Origin of the sequence: Streptomyces coeruleorubidus (assembly GCF_028885415.1) — a bacterium.
Taxonomy (GTDB): Bacteria; Actinomycetota; Actinomycetes; order Streptomycetales; family Streptomycetaceae; genus Streptomyces; species Streptomyces coeruleorubidus_A.
Window position 1 is genome coordinate 5,288,018 of sequence record NZ_CP118527.1, and the last position, 16,889, is coordinate 5,304,906.

14 protein-coding genes are annotated in these 16,889 nt (G+C 69.0%); 8 read left to right on the forward strand and 6 right to left on the reverse strand.

The genetic code is table 11. The features are described 5' to 3' along the window. Window positions 1–354 precede the first annotated feature (354 nt). From PV963_RS24590 to PV963_RS24605, 4 genes are all read right to left on the reverse strand, one after another. Window positions 355–1,797, reverse strand: a complete 1,443-nt coding sequence (locus PV963_RS24590) for an FG-GAP repeat protein (RefSeq protein ID WP_274817910.1) — start codon at window positions 1,795–1,797, stop codon at window positions 355–357. A 286-nt stretch (window positions 1,798–2,083) separates the two neighbouring features. Beyond that, a complete protein-coding gene (locus PV963_RS24595) occupies window positions 2,084–2,863 on the reverse strand; it encodes a calcium-binding protein (RefSeq protein ID WP_274817911.1) in 780 nt (259 codons plus the stop codon). Window positions 2,864–3,284: 421 nt separating this feature from the next. Continuing rightward, entirely contained in the window at window positions 3,285–4,064 is a 780-nt protein-coding gene (locus PV963_RS24600; protein ID WP_274817912.1) for a GntR family transcriptional regulator, read from the reverse strand. Continuing rightward, window positions 4,061–4,603, reverse strand: coding sequence for a GntR family transcriptional regulator (locus tag PV963_RS24605; RefSeq protein WP_274817913.1), 543 nt, complete (start codon window positions 4,601–4,603; stop codon window positions 4,061–4,063). The genes PV963_RS24600 and PV963_RS24605 overlap by 4 nt, the downstream gene beginning before the upstream one ends. A gap of 434 nt (window positions 4,604–5,037) precedes the next feature. On the opposite strand from PV963_RS24605, the gene PV963_RS24610 reads away from it, so the two are divergent. Further along, window positions 5,038–5,343, forward strand: coding sequence for a hypothetical protein (locus tag PV963_RS24610; RefSeq protein WP_274817914.1), 306 nt, complete (start codon window positions 5,038–5,040; stop codon window positions 5,341–5,343). A gap of 120 nt (window positions 5,344–5,463) precedes the next feature. Here PV963_RS24610 and PV963_RS24615 read toward each other — a convergent pair whose 3' ends face one another. Continuing rightward, on the reverse strand, window positions 5,464–7,794 hold the full coding sequence (locus tag PV963_RS24615) for a (Fe-S)-binding protein (protein ID WP_274817915.1): 2,331 nt from the start codon (window positions 7,792–7,794) through the stop codon (window positions 5,464–5,466). A 216-nt stretch (window positions 7,795–8,010) separates the two neighbouring features. Here PV963_RS24615 and PV963_RS24620 point away from each other — a divergent pair, with 216 nt between their 5' ends. The 7 genes from PV963_RS24620 to PV963_RS24650 all read left to right on the forward strand — a co-directional run bounded on the left by PV963_RS24620 (window position 8,011) and on the right by PV963_RS24650 (window position 15,928). Then, a complete protein-coding gene (locus PV963_RS24620; protein ID WP_274817916.1) occupies window positions 8,011–9,033 on the forward strand; it encodes an MraY family glycosyltransferase in 1,023 nt (340 codons plus the stop codon). A 94-nt stretch (window positions 9,034–9,127) separates the two neighbouring features. Continuing rightward, window positions 9,128–10,993, forward strand: coding sequence for a molecular chaperone DnaK (gene dnaK / locus PV963_RS24625; RefSeq protein WP_274817917.1), 1,866 nt, complete (start codon window positions 9,128–9,130; stop codon window positions 10,991–10,993). Continuing rightward, the gene (gene grpE, locus PV963_RS24630; RefSeq protein ID WP_059414007.1) at window positions 10,990–11,649 is read left to right on the forward strand and encodes a nucleotide exchange factor GrpE; all 660 of its coding nucleotides are present in this window, start codon (window positions 10,990–10,992) and stop codon (window positions 11,647–11,649) included. Before dnaK ends, grpE begins: the two co-directional genes overlap by 4 nt. 36 nt (window positions 11,650–11,685) lie before the next feature. Continuing rightward, window positions 11,686–12,867, forward strand: coding sequence for a molecular chaperone DnaJ (dnaJ, locus tag PV963_RS24635; protein WP_274817918.1), 1,182 nt, complete (start codon window positions 11,686–11,688; stop codon window positions 12,865–12,867). A gap of 5 nt (window positions 12,868–12,872) precedes the next feature. Beyond that, window positions 12,873–13,325, forward strand: a complete 453-nt coding sequence (locus tag PV963_RS24640) for a heat shock protein transcriptional repressor HspR (protein WP_031142455.1) — start codon at window positions 12,873–12,875, stop codon at window positions 13,323–13,325. A 271-nt stretch (window positions 13,326–13,596) separates the two neighbouring features. Next, the gene (locus tag PV963_RS24645) at window positions 13,597–14,706 is read left to right on the forward strand and encodes a sugar ABC transporter substrate-binding protein (RefSeq protein ID WP_274817919.1); all 1,110 of its coding nucleotides are present in this window, start codon (window positions 13,597–13,599) and stop codon (window positions 14,704–14,706) included. Window positions 14,707–14,890: 184 nt separating this feature from the next. After that, a complete protein-coding gene (locus PV963_RS24650) occupies window positions 14,891–15,928 on the forward strand; it encodes a helix-turn-helix transcriptional regulator (RefSeq protein WP_274817920.1) in 1,038 nt (345 codons plus the stop codon). Here the strand turns inward: PV963_RS24650 and PV963_RS24655 are convergent. Further along, entirely contained in the window at window positions 15,891–16,880 is a 990-nt protein-coding gene (locus PV963_RS24655) for a helix-turn-helix transcriptional regulator (RefSeq protein WP_274817921.1), read from the reverse strand. The genes PV963_RS24650 and PV963_RS24655 overlap by 38 nt on opposite strands. Window positions 16,881–16,889: the final 9 nt, after the last annotated feature.

Sequence of the window (16,889 nt, forward strand, 5' to 3'; positions counted from 1 at the left end):
CCTTCGGCAGCGCCGTCTTCGCCGTCAGGCCTCGCGACTGCCAGGCGTTGTCGCGGAGCTTGAACAGGGCCAGTAGCGGGTGGGGCAGTCGGAGAATCTTGGCCCCGTTGCCGGGTGACGCGTCGTTCGGATGGTGGTCCGGGCGGCGCGGTGTCGCCAGGCTGTCCGGGTGGCAGACCTGGAAGATCTCCCGTCACCCCGACTGAGTTCCGCTCCCGGAGAGTGGTTCCTCGGCGCGCGTACAGGTCGATGACGTACCAGGCCAGCGCCGTCCGACAGCATTCACAAACCCGGGTCTGGTCTTGGAAAGGACGCCGGGCAGGGCCACGCGTTCCCTGCCCGCGCACGTCCGCCTCATCCGCCCAGTGCCTGGCCGAAGCTCTGGTCCTCCCGAGCGCGCCCGAGTTCGTAGGACCCGAAGCTCTTGGAGCCGGTGCTGGTGAAACCGGTGCCGGCGCCGCGCACCCGCCACAGGGCGCCCGTGCGCACAGTGGTGCCGGGAACCTGCTCGCCGATGGCGGACGCGGCGAGGTCGGCTCTGCCGTTGCCGTCGATGTCCGACAGCAGGACGAAGGAACCGAACTTGTCCCCGCTCTCCGCCGCGCCGGGGATGCCGGACGTGTCCTGGGTGAGGCTCTGGTTGCCACTGGCCACGATGCCGGACGCCGAGCCGCGCAGCAGGACGGTCGAACCAGCGTTCGTGAGGCTGCCAATGTCCTCGCCGGGTACTCCGAGGGCAACGTCCGCGTAGCCGTCCCCGGTCACGTCGCCGACGGACAGTGCGGCCCCGAAACGGTCTCCGCTCTCCGAGGCACCCGGGACCCCGGCCGAGTTCTGGGTCAGGACGGTCGTTGCCCGGCCCGCGCCCGGGCCCGCCGCGTCGCCGTACAGCACCATCACGGCGCCGCCGACGGCTTTGGTCTCGTAGGAGTCGGCCACCACGATGTCGGCGTGGCCGTCGTGGTCGATGTCGCCGATCGCGGAGGTGTGCGAATGGGGCAGCACGGCCTTCTCCAGCAGCCCCGCACCCGAGGCCGAGCCCTCGAAGTACCAGGCGCGCTCGGTGCCGCCACGCAGCGTCCGGTACTGCACGACGAGGTCGTCCGCCGCGTCACCCGAGACGTTTCCGGAGGACAGCGAGCCTGTGGCGTACGCCGAGGCCTCCGGCAGGGGCGCTGTGGCGGCGGAACTCCATCCGCCGGTGCGGGTGAAGGGGCCTTTGAGGATGGAGACGGTGGAGAGCAGGGCGTTGTAGGAGGCGAGGTCGGTGTGCCCGTCGCCGTCGAAGTCGCCCGCGGTGAGCGCGCCGCCGAACTTGTTGCCGTCTTTCGCCACCGGGTCCTTGACCATGGCGGCGGAGCCGAGTCCGCTCGGGCCGCCCCAGTAGAGGGTGATCGAGCCCTGGTCGGCGTTTGGGCTGTAGTCCTCGCCGGGGGCACCGACGGCAAGGTCGCTGTAGCCGTCCCCGTCGAAGTCGGCCACCGTCAGCGCCGCACCGAACTGATCGTCGCCCTCCGGCGAACCGGGGTTGACGCTTCCGGACTGCGTGAGGATCTTCCGGCGGGTCGGGTCGATCCCGGCGGATGTGCCGTACACGACTCCGACCCAGCCGGCTCCCCAGCTGCCGTCCGTGCCGACGGGCACGCCGACTGCGACGTCCCGATAGCCGTCACCGTTGAAGTCGCCGTCCAGGCCGGAGCCGCCTGCGGATGCGGGGCCGGCGGCTGCCGTGAGCAGGCTTCCGGTGAGGGCCGCAGCGGCGGCCGTCACCAGGGTGAGGCGTATACGTGTGTGCATGCGAGCGTTCTCCCGAGCATGCGGGGACAGCCAGGGTCCCAGGCCATTGGGGGTGCCATGCGGTCCACCTCACCGGATTCGTCGGTCCCTGACCGCGCTCGGAACAGCGATGGCGTATCCCAGACCACTGGAACGGTTCCGGGGTTGCACCTGAGACGGAAGTTTTCCGGGGAGGACTACTCAGTACGAACGTCACGATGCCCGGCCACGACGTCCCTGTGGCAACAGGGAGGACGAAAATCAGGCCTGTTGTCGGGACCGGCCGGGTCGGCCGGTCCCGACATGGCTAACGCACATCGACGAAGTCACCCGTCGCCTTGGCGCCGCGAGTCGTCATGGTGCCGGTGAAGTTGTACCGCCAATACCGGTCGGCGGATGCGGTGACCTTGATGTTGAGGACCCCGTACGTGTTCGTGGCGGTGTATCCCAGGGATTCGTAGTAGTCGGTGCCCGGCCTGCGGAATTGCAGAGAGGTGCGCTGGTTCGCGTAGCCACGGTAGTCATGGGTGTCCCAGTTGGCCCGGGTGAGCTTGCCTGTCACCGTGATCGTGCCGCCCTTGGCAACCGGCTCGGGGGAGGCGTTGGCCGTCAGCTTGGAGTAGCGCTTCATGAAGAAGGTGGTGTGACCGTCCGACTTCACATAGTCCCCGTCCTTGGCTCGGACGTCGACAGCGACCTTCCAAATACCGGCCAGTGAATTGTTCAGATCACGCCGGGGGTCGATCGTGTAGTGCTTGGTGCAGACGGAGCTGGTCCCGTCGGCCGTGCATACCGGTGTTTGTTCGCTGGCCTTCAGGATCGCGTCGGCGTTGCCGAGACTGCTTCCGTGATAGAGCGTGAAGTCCGCTATGGAGATACCGGAGTCGTCGCTGGCGGTCAGCTTGACGGTGATCTTCCTCGAGTCGGTGGTGCCCAGAACGACATCATTTCCCGTGCCGCCCCCGCCGGTGATCTGGAAGGCGCCGACATCAGCGTTGCCCACCTCGTCCGCCTGCGCGCCCGGTGCGAGGAGAGCGGCTATGGCCAGGGAACCGATCAGAGCGGAGCCGATCGTCGATTTGCGCATGAAGGTTCCCGAGAGATCAGGCCTGCCACCCGCAGCAGACCGCCGATGAATGCGGGCAGTGTACGCAGGGGTGATCGCTCTGGATACGGGTCCCGTGAAACGGACGGATGTCCATATCGCCTGCCAGTGGCCCCACACCACAGGCGCACCGGATCGGGCGGGGAACAGAGAACGACGGTGAACAGGTGCACGCCCGGCAAGCCCAGCTCTTCACCGTTCGGCCTGGCCAAGTCCTCGACCGGGCCACAGAGAGGCGGGGTGCGCAGCATGGGCGGACCAATACCGTTCCTGCGTGGCGGTGATCAGGGTGCGACATCACCGGCGACCCCGGCCGCGCACACGACGACGTACAGGAAGGGCTTTTCGCACTCAGCGTTCTGCACGGTCACTCGAGGCCTCCCAGTCGGCGGCTGAAGCGGTGTCACTCTGGTGCGAACTCGTACTGCAACTCGTAGAGATGCCCCGCCTTCACCATCGCCGTCGCCTCGATCGGGCGTCCGTCCGCCGTGTAGACGATCCTCAGCGTGCACAGGACGGGCAGGCTGCCGGGGAGGCGTAGGGCCTCGAACTGCTCCTGCGTGGGGACTCGGGCCGAGACCCGGTCCACGCAGTGGTGGGGTGTATGGCCCAGTTGCCTGAGCAGGGTGGAGGTGCCGCCCTTGATGCGGTGGTGGTCCATCAGCGGTGTGTCCCGGGCGATGTCCAACGGGTAGTAGGACTTCACGAGTTCGGCTGGCTCGTCGTCGATCAGCAACAGCTGGCTGCGCAGGACCGCCGCGTCCCCGTGCCGGAGGCCGAGAGCCGTGCGGATGTCCGCGGGCGGATTCGTCTCCGTCACGTCGAGGAGGGCGATACGGGCGTCCGTGCCGTGCTTGGCCGCCTCGGTGAGCCAGGGATAGGGCTCGCCGGGTGCCGCCGGTGTGAGGGACATGGCAGGGCGTATCGTCCGCTGCCTGTGCTCGCGGGCCGTTACCGCCGCGCCTGCGCGTCCGACCACCAAGCGCTCGTCCTTGAGGAGTTGGAGCGCCTTCTGGATCGTGGCGTTGGAGGCATCGAAGCGGGATCGGAGTTGGGCAGTGGACGGCAGATTCGCGCCGGGCGGCAGTTCGCCACTCATGATGTCGTCGCGCAGGTCGGCCGCGATCCGTTCGTGGAGCGAGCGGCGGTCGTGGGCTTCCGGTTCGGCCATGGGCACGGTCATCCGATTCTGATCTCGTAGCGCAACTGCTGGCGCTGGGCGGGCATCACCATACGGTCGACCTGGATCGGGCGGTCGTCGCGGTCCAGGGTGAGCCGGGTGAGACGCAGGACCGGATCCGTCGGTGTGAGCCGCAGAGCCTGTTGCTCGTCGTCTTCGGGCAGGCCGGCTGTTACGTCCTCCCTTACCAGCACGCCGACATACCCCAGCTCGGCCAGCAGCGTGACGGCTCCGCCTCGGATCTTGGCCGTTCCGGCAAGCGGGGTGGCTCGGGCGATGGTGGCGGGGTAGTAGGTGTCGGTCAGTTCGTTCGGCTCGTCGTCGAGGAGGATCAGGCGGCGTCGCACGACGACCAATTCTCCTTCCGAGACCGCGAGGAGCCGCGCAACTTCAGTCGGCGCGGGCACCTCTCCGGCATGGACGATGCGCTGGGAGCCGCGACGGCCCCGGGCGGCCGCGTCTGCGCTCCAGGCGTCGCCCTGCCCCTGCTCGCGCGGTGTCAGATACGGCATTGAAGTGCTGATCCACCTGCTCGCGCTCACGATGTCCTCCCGCGACTGACGCCCGCACCTACCTTGCCGCTTTACACGGTAAGCGACTTGGTGGCCCGGGGGGCGTGCCCCCCGCATCGACCATGCCTTGCTGCCTTTCGCGAATACCGATAAGGTCGCCTCATGGTCGAGTTGCTCCGCCGTCTCGTCGCCTGGGTGGCCCTTTCGTGGCAGCCCCGCCAGGCGCACCAGCACCTGTTATGCGAACTCCGGTCCGTAACCGGTGCTTCGTCTTTGCGGAACCCCCCTTTCCCAGCCCACCGCAGCCCCTACCGTGCGGACGCGTTCATCGACGGCTCTTCCACCGTGGCCGTGCGCCCCTACCTCGTCGCCCACGAGCAGCAGCATTGCCGAGAACTGAACAGCCCCACAGCAACGTTGCTCGCGGCAGGCCCGTACCAGCCCGACAGTGTGGAGGCCACCTGATGAGCTCCGACCCGCGTCGCACGCTTCGGCTCCTGCCCTGGACGAGCCCAGAAGCCAAGCCGTGCTTTCTGATCACCGATGACGGGGGCGGACGCGTGTCCCGTCTGGCCGACATCATGGAAGCCACCCAGCTCGACATGGGCGCTCAACTCCTCGCCCACGCGGACGACATGCTCCCCAACGCCACCGAGACGCAACTCCGCTTTCTGGCCGAGCGCCTGACCGAAGCCCTGCGTGACATTCTTCGCGTTGCCGAGAGCCGGGGGCAGCGGTCCGACGGGCCATCGGAGCGGTTCTTCCCTTGAGGTCCACCGCCAGCAATCAACCGGCCGCGCTCCGGCACAGGCACGGCAGCCGAAAAGCACCGACGCCCCCTGCCCGACAACTCAGGGCAGGGGGCGTCAAAAACAACCCGCGGCAACCGCCTACTTCACCGGCTCCGGCTCCGGCGCACTCTCCGAGTCCGCCGCCCCCGCCGGCGGCTCCCCGCCGTCGTCGCCGTCACCGTCGTCGCCCTCGCCCTCCGCGGACACCGGCGTCTTCACCGAGTCCAGCAGCAGCTGAGCCACGTCCACCACCTGGATTGACTCCTTCGCCTTGCCGTCGTTCTTCTTGCCGTTGACCGAGTCGGTCAGCATCACGAGGCAGAAGGGGCACGCCGTCGACACGATGTCGGGGTTGAGCGACAGCGCCTCGTCGACACGCTCGTTGTTGATGCGCTTGCCGATGCGCTCCTCCATCCACATCCGCGCACCACCCGCGCCGCAGCAGAAGCCCCGCTCCTTGTGGCGGTGCATCTCCTCGTTGCGGATGCCGGGGACGCTGGCGATGATCTCGCGCGGGGGCGTGTAGATCTTGTTGTGGCGGCCCAGGTAGCAGGGGTCGTGGTAGGTGATGATGCCCTCGACCGGGGTGACCGGGATGAGCTTGCCCTCGTCCACCAGGTGCTGGAGCAGCTGCGTGTGGTGGATGACCTCGTAGTCGCCGCCGAGCTGCGGGTACTCGTTGCCGAGCGTGTTCAGGCAGTGCGGGCAGGTCGCGACGATCTTCTTCGCGGACTTCGGCTTCGCCGACTCGGGCGTCACCTTGCCCTCGTCGTCCATCTCCTCGCCGAACGCCATGTTCAGCGCCATGACGTTCTCCATGCCGAGCTCCTGGAACAGGGGCTCGTTGCCGAGCCTGCGCGCCGAGTCGCCCGTGCACTTCTCGTCGCCGCCCATGATGGCGAACTTGACGCCCGCGATGTGGAGGAGTTCGGCGAAGGCCTTCGTGGTCTTCTTGGCGCGGTCCTCCAGGGCACCGGCGCAGCCGACCCAGTAGAGGTACTCGACCTCGGACAGGTCCTCGATGTCCTTGCCGACGACCGGGACCTCGAAGTCGACCTCCTTGAGCCACTCCAGGCGCTGCTTCTTCGCCAGGCCCCAGGGGTTGCCCTTCTTCTCCAGGTTCTTGAGCATCGTGCCCGCCTCGGACGGGAACGCGGACTCGATCATCACCTGGTAGCGGCGCATGTCGACGATGTGGTCGACGTGCTCGATGTCCACCGGGCACTGCTCGACGCAGGCACCGCAGGTGGTGCAGGACCACAGGACGTCCGGGTCGATGACGCCGTTGTCCTCCAGCGTGCCGACCAGGGGGCGCTCGGCCTCCGCCAGCGCCGACGCCGGCACGCCCGCCAGCTGCTCCTCCGACGCCTTCTCCTCGCCCTCCATCGTCTTGCCGCCGCCGGCCAGCAGGTACGGCGCCTTGGCGTGCGCGTGGTCCCGCAGGGACATGATCAGCAGCTTGGGGGAGAGGGGCTTGCCCGTGTTCCAGGCGGGGCACTGCGACTGGCAGCGGCCACACTCGGTGCACGTGGAGAAGTCCAGCAGGCCCTTCCAGGAGAACTGCTCGACCTGGGAGACGCCGAAGACGTCGTCCTCGCCCGGGTCGGTGAAGTCGATCGGCTCGCCGCCGGAGGTCATGGGCTGGAGCGCGCCGAGCGCCGTCCCGCCCCTCGCCTCGCGCTTGAACCAGATGTTCGGGAAGGCCAGGAAGCGGTGCCAGGCGACACCCATGTTGGTGTTCAGGCTGACCGTGATCATCCAGATCATGGTCGTGCCCAGCTTGATCATCGCGAAGAAGTAGACGAGGTTCTGCAGCGCCGCCACGCTCAGGCCCTTGAAGGCCAGGACCAGCGGGTACGAGGCGAAGTACGCGGCCTCGTAGCCGTCCACGTGGTGCAGCGCGCCCTCCAGGCCCCGCAGGACGTAGATGGCCAGGCCGATCGTGAGGATGACGTACTCGACGAAGTACGCCTGGCCCATCTTCGAGCCGGCGAAGCGGGACTTGCGGCCCGGGCGCGACGGCAGGTTCAGCAGGCGGATCACCATCAGCGTGGCGATGCCGAGCGTGGTCATGGCCGCGATGAACTCGATGTAGAGCTCGTAGGGGAGGAAGCCGCCGAGCACCGGCAGCGTCCAGTCGGCCTGGAACAGCTGGCCGTACGCGGTGATGATCGTCGGCGGCAGCGTCAGGAAGCCGATCGCCACGAACCAGTGGGCGATGCCGACGATGCCCCACCGGTTCATGCGCGTGTGGCCGAGGAACTCCTTCACCAGGGTCACGCTGCGCTGGTAGGGATTGTCGGTCCGGGTACCGGCGGGCACGGGCTGGCCCAGCTTGAAGTACCGGACGAACTGGCCGATCGCGCGTGCGAGCAGCGCGACGCCGACCACGGTCAAGACCAGCGACACGATGATCGCGGCGAGTTGCATGGGGGCTCCTCGGGCCTGCGAGGGTTTGTCGGGGGAACCTGTCCCTCTGGAGGGTTCCCCGAGATTACTGAGCGGTAACTTATGCAGTCCGTCTGAGACTACCCCTATCCTCCGCCGCACTGTAGCCGGGTGGGCAGTGATCTGAATCGCTGAGGGTTGCCTCAGGAGCTCGTGTTATTCGTACCGAATTGTCATAGTGACGCCTAACTTATATCCGTGCTCTACGGGATCGTCGCCGCCGCCACCGCCCTTCTCCTCACCGCCCTGCTCGCGGCCCTGCTCCGGGCCCCCGCCCTGCGCCTTCGTGTCCTCGACCGGCGGCGGCAGCGGGAGGTGCCGTTGTCCGGGGGGCTTGCCGTCGTGCTCGTCGTGGGGTCGGTCGTATGGGCGGGGGAGTGGATCGGGGTCGCGCCGCCCATGGGCGACGGGGCCCGGGAGTTGCTCGTCGCCGGCGGTGTCGTCGCCGTGCTCGGGCTCGTCGACGACGTCTGGCGGTTGCGGCGGCGGGTGCTCGTCGCCGGTACGGCCGTGGCGGCGGCGTGCGTCGTGCCGTACGGCGAGACCGGGATCGGGGGCGGGTTGCTCGCCGCAGGGTGGATCCTGGGGGTGACCTTCGCCTTCCGGGGGCTCGATCACGCCGACGGGCTCGCGGGGTCCATGGGGGTGCTGACCGCCTTCGGGGTGGCGGCCTGCGCGGCCGTGGAGGTGATGGACGGGATCGCGGTGCTGATGAGCGTGCTCGCCGCCGCGCTGACCGGGTTCCTCCTGCACAACTGGCATCCCGCCCGGGCCGCGCTCGGGGCGTGCGGGTCGATGTCCGCGGGGTTCGTGCTGGCCGCGGGGGGCGTGTACACGCGGGCCGGGTTCGGGGTGGGGGAGAGCGCCGGGGTGCTGTTCGCGCTGACCGCCGTGGTGTGCGCCGACGCCGTGCTGGTGCTGCTGTCGCGGCGGCTGGGCGGGCGGGCCGTTCTCCGGAGCGGGCCCGATCATCTGGCGCACCGGCTGCGGCGGCTCGGGCTGACCGTGCCGGGGGCGACCGTGCTGCTGGGGGCCGGGGCGTTCTCCGGTGTGCTCGTCGGGGTACTCGCGCACGCCGGGTGGGTCGGGGGCGACGCCCTGTGGTGGGTGGCGGGAGTGGCTCTCGTGGCCGTGTTCGCCCTCTCCCGTGTTCCCGTATACGCCGATCGGCGCACCGAATCGCCGCAGGTCAGAGCGCCGTTGCGTGTAAGGAACGGATAAGACTTGAGCCCAGTCGACTCAGCTCTGTTGACCGGTTGGGAGGCGTCGTGCACACTTGAGTCCGTTCCACTCAAGTCAGCTGGAGGAATCAACCATGGCACGTGCGGTCGGCATCGACCTGGGCACGACTAACTCCGTCGTCAGCGTTCTGGAGGGCGGCGAGCCCACCGTCATCACCAACGCCGAGGGCGCCAGGACCACGCCGTCCGTCGTCGCCTTCGCCAAGAACGGTGAGGTGCTCGTCGGAGAGGTGGCCAAGCGTCAGGCGGTCACCAACGTGGACCGGACCATTCGGTCGGTCAAGCGGCACATGGGCACCGACTGGAAGATCGAGCTGGACGGGAAGCCCTTCAACCCGCAGCAGATCAGCGCCTTCGTGCTGCAGAAGCTGAAGCGGGACGCGGAGTCCTACCTGGGCGAGAAGGTGACCGACGCGGTCATCACCGTCCCGGCGTACTTCAACGACTCCGAGCGCCAGGCCACGAAGGAGGCCGGCGAGATCGCCGGTCTGAACGTGCTGCGCATCGTCAACGAGCCCACCGCGGCCGCGCTGGCGTACGGCCTCGACAAGGACGACCAGACCATCCTGGTCTTCGACCTCGGTGGCGGTACGTTCGACGTCTCGCTGCTGGAGATCGGCGACGGTGTCGTCGAGGTGAAGGCCACCAACGGCGACAACCACCTCGGTGGTGACGACTGGGACCAGCGCATCGTCGACTACCTGGTCCAGCAGTTCCAGTCCGGCCACGGCGTGGACCTGGGCAAGGACAAGATGGCCCTGCAGCGTCTGCGCGAGGCCGCCGAGAAGGCCAAGATCGAGCTGTCCTCGTCCACCGAGACCTCGATCAACCTGCCCTACATCACCGCCTCCGCCGAGGGCCCCCTGCACCTCGACGAGAAGCTCACCCGCGCCCAGTTCCAGCAGCTGACCGCGGACCTCCTGGAGCGCTGCAAGACGCCGTTCCACAACGTCATCAAGGACGCCGGCATCTCCATCAGCGAGATCGACCACGTCGTCCTGGTCGGTGGCTCGACCCGTATGCCCGCCGTCGCCGAGCTCGTCAAGGAGCTGACCGGCGGCAAGGACGCCAACAAGGGCGTCAACCCGGACGAGGTCGTCGCCATCGGCGCCGCCCTCCAGGCCGGTGTCCTCAAGGGCGAGGTCAAGGACGTCCTGCTCCTCGACGTCACCCCGCTGTCCCTCGGCATCGAGACCAAGGGCGGCATCATGACCAAGCTCATCGAGCGCAACACCACGATCCCGACCAAGCGGTCCGAGATCTTCACGACGGCCGAGGACAACCAGCCGTCCGTGCAGATCCAGGTCTACCAGGGCGAGCGCGAGATCGCGGCGTACAACAAGAAGCTCGGGATGTTCGAGCTGACCGGTCTGCCCCCGGCGCCCCGCGGCGTCCCGCAGATCGAGGTCTCCTTCGACATCGACGCCAACGGCATCATGCACGTGACCGCGAAGGACCTGGGCACGGGCAAGGAGCAGAAGATGACCGTCACCGGCGGCTCCTCGCTGCCGAAGGACGAGGTCGACCGCATGCGCCAGGAGGCCGAGCAGTACGCGGAGGAGGACCACAAGCGCCGCGAGGCCGCCGAGTCCCGCAACCAGGGCGAGCAGCTCGTCTACCAGACCGAGAAGTTCCTCAAGGACAACGAGGACAAGGTCCCCGGCGACATCAAGACCGAGGTCGAGGAAGCCGTCGCCGAGCTGAAGGAGAAGCTCAAGGGCGAGGACACGGCCGAGATCCGCACCGCCACGGAGAAGGTCGCGGCCGTCTCGCAGAAGCTCGGCCAGGCCATGTACGCCGACGCGAACGCCGCGCAGGCCGGCGGCGCCTCCGCCGGAGCCGGTGCGGACGCCGGTGCCGGTGCCGGTGACGCCAAGGCCGACGACGACGTCGTCGACGCCGAGATCGTGGACGACGAGCGGAAGGACGGTGCCGCGTGACGGAGGAGACCCCGGGCTTCGACGAGCAGCAGCCCGACGTCCCTTCCGGCGCCACCTCCGACGACGCCGAGCCGAAGGCCGCCGACTCCCCCTCGACGGAGGAGGGGGCGGCCCCGGCCGGGGACACGGGCCAGGACGTGGCTCTGGTGGCCCAGCTGGACCAGGCACGCACGGCGCTCAGCGAGCGCACGGCGGACCTCCAGCGCCTCCAGGCCGAGTTCCAGAACTACCGCCGCCGGGTCGAGCGTGACCGGATCGCGGTCAAGGAGATCGCCATCGCGAACCTCCTGACCGAGCTCCTGCCCGTACTCGACGACATCGGCCGCGCGCGGGAACACGGCGAGCTGGTCGGCGGCTTCAAGTCCGTCGCCGAGTCGCTGGAGAGCACGGCGGCCAAGATGGGCCTGCAGCAGTTCGGCAAGGAGGGCGAGCCCTTCGACCCGACGATCCACGAAGCCCTGATGCACAGCTACGCACCGGACGTCACCGAGACGACGTGCGTGGCGATTCTGCAGCCCGGGTACCGGATCGGCGAGCGCACCATCCGCCCCGCGCGGGTGGCGGTGGCCGAGCCCCAGCCGGGGGCACAGACGGTCAAGGCGGACGAGACCGCCGAAGCCGACGACAAGGAGAGCGGTGGCCCGGAAGAGGGCTGACGACATAGCGGACGAAGGGAAGGAGGGGCGTCGAGGATGAGCACCAAGGACTTCATCGAGAAGGACTACTACAAGGTCCTCGGCGTCCCCAAGGACGCCACCGAGGCCGAGATCAAGAAGGCGTACCGGAAGCTCGCCCGCGAGTACCACCCGGACGCCAACAAGGGCAATGTCAAGGCGGAGGAGCGCTTCAAGGAGATCTCCGAGGCCAACGACATCCTCGGCGACCCCAAGAAGCGCAAGGAGTACGACGAGGCACGCGCCCTCTTCGGCAACGGCGGCTTCCGCCCGGGGCCCGGCGCGGGCGGCGGCTCCTTCAACTTCGACCTGGGCGACCTCTTCGGAGGCGCCCCGGGCGGCGGCCAGGGAGCCGGCGGTTTCGGCGGTGGACTCGGTGACGTCTTCGGGGGCCTGTTCAACCGTGGCGGCGCGGGCCCGGGGACGCGCACGCACCCCCGGCGCGGCCAGGACATCGAGTCCGAGGTCACGCTGAGCTTCACGGAGGCGATCGAGGGCGCGACCGTCCCGCTGCGGATGTCCTCGCAGTCGCCCTGCAAGGCCTGCTCGGGCACCGGCGACAAGAACGGCACACCGCGCGTGTGCCCGACCTGCGTCGGCACCGGGCAGGTCGCCCGGGGCAGCGGCGGTGGCTTCTCCCTCACCGACCCCTGCCCGGACTGCAAGGGCCGCGGCCTGATCGCGGAGAACGCCTGCGAGGTCTGCAAGGGCAGCGGCCGGGCCAAGTCCTCGCGGACCATGCAGGTGCGCATCCCCGCGGGCGTCAGCGACGGCCAGCGGATCCGGCTGCGCGGCAAGGGAGCGCCGGGCGAGCGCGGCGGCCCGGCGGGCGATCTGTACGTGGTCGTGCACGTCGACTCCCACCCGGTCTTCGGCCGCAAGGACGACAACCTCACCGTCACCGTCCCGGTGACCTTCACCGAGGCGGCCCTCGGCGGCGAGGTCCGGGTGCCGACGCTGGGCGGCCCGCCCGTCACGCTGAAGCTGCCGCCGGGCACGCCCAACGGCCGCACCATGCGCGCCCGGGGCAAGGGCGCGGTCCGCAAGGACGGCACCCGCGGCGACCTCCTGGTCACCGTCGAGGTGAGTGTTCCGAAGGACCTGACGGGGAAGGCTCGTGACGCACTCCAGGCGTATCGCGAGGCGACCGCGGGTGAGGATCCGCGGGCGGAGCTGTTCCAGGCCGCGAAGGGAGCATGAGTCAGATGGACGGTCGTCGACGCAACCCGTATGAACTGACCGAGGAGACCCCGGTCTACGTCATCTCGGTGGCGGCCCAGCTGTCCGGCCTGCACCCGCAGACCCTGCGCCAGTACGACCGTCTGGGCCTGGTGTCTCCGGACCGCACCGCGGGCCGGGGCCGCCGCTACTCGGCCCGGGACATCGAACTGCTGCGTACCGTCCAGCAGCTGTCGCAGGACGAGGGCATCAACCTGGCGGGCATCAAGCGCATCATCGAACTGGAGAACCAGGTCGCCGCGCTCCAGGCCCGGGTGGCCGAGCTGGAGGACGCGCTCGACGGCGCGGCGGCGGCCATGCGCCAGCGCGAGGCGGCGGTGCACGCGTCGTACCGCCGCGACCTCGTGCCGTACCAGGAGGTCCAGCAGACCAGCGCGCTGGTGGTGTGGCGGCCGAAGCGGCAGCAGCAGTCGGACTGACGCGCGTATGCCTGTGAAAGGGGCCGGGAGGAGACTCCCGGCCCCTTTCGTAGGTCCTGGGCCGTTTCCGCCGGGTCTCCCGTGGATGACTGGATGGTGCATGTCACTTGGAGACGATTCCGCAGAGCCTTCACAAGGCTCGCGGAGCGTGGTGTTGTCATCTCGTTAAGTGGTTCCGCTTGACGCTGGGGGCGCGTCCGCGTTGGCTTTTCAGTCACATGGGCCACAAAGGTGTGCCCACGTCCGAATCACACGCGAAGTGAGCACCCGCATGCGTCGTCGTATCTCCATATCCGTGGCCGCGGCCACGATGTCCGTCACGCTCGCCGGCTGCGGCGTGCTCAACGCGACCGGGAGCAGTGACGACGCGAGCCCGACCAAGGGCAACGACATCACGGTGGGTCTGCTCCTCCCGGAGAAGGCGAACACGCGGTACGAGAACTTCGACTACCCCATCATCAAGACGAAGGTCGAGTCCCTCACCAACGACCGGGGCCGCGTCGAGTACGCGAACGCCGAGGCGAGCGCGGACAAGCAGGCCGACCAGTTGCAGAAGATGATCGACGACCGTGTCGACGTGATCCTGCTGGACGCCGTCGACTCGCACGCCATCGCGAGCGGCGTGCAGAAGGCCAAGGACGCGGGCATCCCGGTCATCGCCTACGACCGGCTGGCCGAGGGCCCGATCGACGCGTACATCTCCTTCGACAACGAACTGGTCGGCGAGGTCCAGGGCCGCACCCTGCTGGAGGCCATCGGCGAGAAGGCGAGCCTGTCCGACAAGATCGTCATGATGAACGGCTCGCCGACGGACCCTAACGCCAAGCAGTTCAAGGCCGGTGCGATGTCCGAGCTGAACGGCAGGGTGACGATCGCGCAGTCCTTCGACACCAAGGACTGGAAGCCGGAGAACGCGCAGGCCAACATGGCCGAGGCGATCGAGAAGATCGGCAAGGACAACATCGACGCGGTGTACTCCGCCAACGACGGCATGGCCGGCGGCATCGTCAAGGCCCTGGAGGCCGCGGGCGTGACCGAACTGCCGCCGATCACCGGCCAGGACGCGGAGCTCCCGGCCGTGCAGCGGATCATCACCGGTGAGCAGTACATGAGCGTGTACAAGTCGTACCCGCAGGAGGCCGAGAACGCCGCGGAGATGGCCGTGGCCAAGGTCCAGGGCCGCGACATCCAGTTCGCCGCCCTCGCCCGCGACAGGGTCGACAGCCCCACCCACAAGGGCATCCCCGCCCAGCTCGTGCCCGTGGTCGCGCTGACCCGGGAGAACATCAAGGACACGGTGGTCGCGGACGACGTCTACAAGCTGTCGGACATCTGCACGGCGAAGTACAAGGCGGCTTGCCAGGCGATCGGCCTGAAGTAACCGTTCCGTTCGTCGTCTTCCGCTCTCCCCGGATGCCTCCTCCTCACCCCGGAGGGATCCGGCGGGATCCGGTGGTCACCGGTGGTTTCCGGCGAGGGCGGCGCGGGGAGCCGTGTTGCGGAGCAGGTCCCGTCCGCGCATAGTTGCGCTGCGGAGGACGGCGAAACCGGGGGTGGGATCGGCGATGGCCGGGCACGGGGCGGAGGAGCATCCACATGGTGCTGACCGACTGTGCGAGGCCGGGGATCGCGTGTATTCCCGGGCCGTACGGCGGGGCCGCGTGCCGCGCCGGGACGCGGATCCGGTGCCGTGCCTGCTGGAACTCGCCCTGCTGCACCCGGACCCCGACGACATGGACTGGCTGGTGCCGACCTCTCCGCAGGAGGTCATGACCCGGCTGCTGCGCGGCATGTACGACGAGGTCAGCGCGAGTCAGCGGCGGGTGGGTTCGGCCGTGGCGGCGTTCGAGTGGTACGCCGGGCTGGGGCGCCAGGTGCAGCCGGCCCCATCGGCGAGCGAGGGCTCGGCGATCCGGGTGCTGGACGGCCTCGCCCGGATCCAGGCCGCGATGGACGAGGCGACCCAGGCGTGCACGACCGAGGTGCTCACGGTCCAGCCCGGCGGTATCCGGCGCGAGGCGGAACTCTCCGAGGGCCTGCACCGGGCGCTGGCGCTGCGCGGCCGTGGCGTGCGGATGCGGGACCTGTACACGCATGTCGCCCGGCACGGGCAGGGGCTGCTGAACTATCTGGAGCTGATGGGCGACGCGGTGGAGGCGCGCACGCTGGACGAGGTGATCGACCGGCTCATCCTCTTCGACCGGACGGTGGCCTTCATCCCCGCCAACACCGACCGCACGATGGCCCTGGAGCTACGGCACCCGGCGCTCATCGAGTACCTGGTCACGGTGTTCGAACGGCTCTGGCGCCTGGCCATCCCGCTGACCGCCCCGCTTCCCGACACCGGCATCGAGGGCATCTCCCACCGGGAGCAGTCCATCGCCGCGCTGCTGGCGGAGGGCCACCAGGACGCGGTGATCGCGGAACGGCTGGGGATAAGCGTGCGGACGTGCCGGGCCCATATCGCCCGGCTGTCGGAGACGCTGGGGGCGGCGAGCCGTACGCAGTTGGGTGTGCGGATCGCCCAGGTGGGCCTGGACGGACAGCCGCGCTCGGCGGCGTCCCTCAGCATCCCTGATCAAGAATCCCCGAGCGTGCGATGAGGAACCCGAGCTGCGCCCGGCTCTGACTGCCCAGTGTCGCCGCGAGCTTGGCGATGTGGACGCGGGCGGTGCGGATGTTCATGCCCAGCCGGTCGGCGATGACGGCGTCGGTGTGGCCTTCGACGAGGAGGGTGGCGATGGCGCGTTGGCGGGGGGTGATGCCGTTGTGGGAGGGCTGGGGGGTGGCTTCGGGGAATACCGGGGTGGCGAGGCGCCAGAAGCGGTCGAAGGTGGTGGACAGGTATCCGACGATGGCCGGGTGGCGTACTTCCAGGGCGAGGTCGCCGTTGCCGTCGGCGGGGAGGAAGGCGACGACCCGGTCGACGATGATGAGCCGGTCGGTGAGCTCGTCGAGAGCGCGCGCCTCGATGTCGCCCCTCAGACGTTCATGGTGCGCGACGGTCAAGGGGGAGTGGCGGAGGGTGTGCTGGTACAGGGTGCGGATGCGGCCGCCGCGATCCAGCAGAGCCTGGTCGCGGTCCGTGGCGACGGCATAGGCCGCCTCGACCCGTTGCCTGGTGAGCCTGGTGTGGGGCTGGATGGTGAGCAGCTCCCTGGAGGCGTCCGCCATGGCCTCGGTGATGGCCTTGTTGATCCGCTCCTTCCCGCTGAGGAGCGTGAGCGTCGGTGTGGTGGCCGCAGCCGCGCGATGCCCTTCGACGGCCATGAGCGGCTCAAATGTCTCAGCGAGCCGTTCCTCGCGTCGTCGTTCGCGCGCGATCCGTTCCCCGGAGGTCCGCAGCAGGCGGTGGAGGGCGACGGCCGGCGCCACGGGCTCGAGCCGGTGCAGGTCGTCGACGGCGGGGTGCAGCAGGCCGAAGTCCATCAGGCAGGGCGCGGCGTCGGCCGCGTCGGCGGGTACCTGCCCTTCGCGCAGGGCTCGTTCGTACAGCTCCGTCCCGGCACGGCACAGTTCTTCCGCGTTGTGCATGGGGTGTGGCGCCGACGTCACTCGGGACTT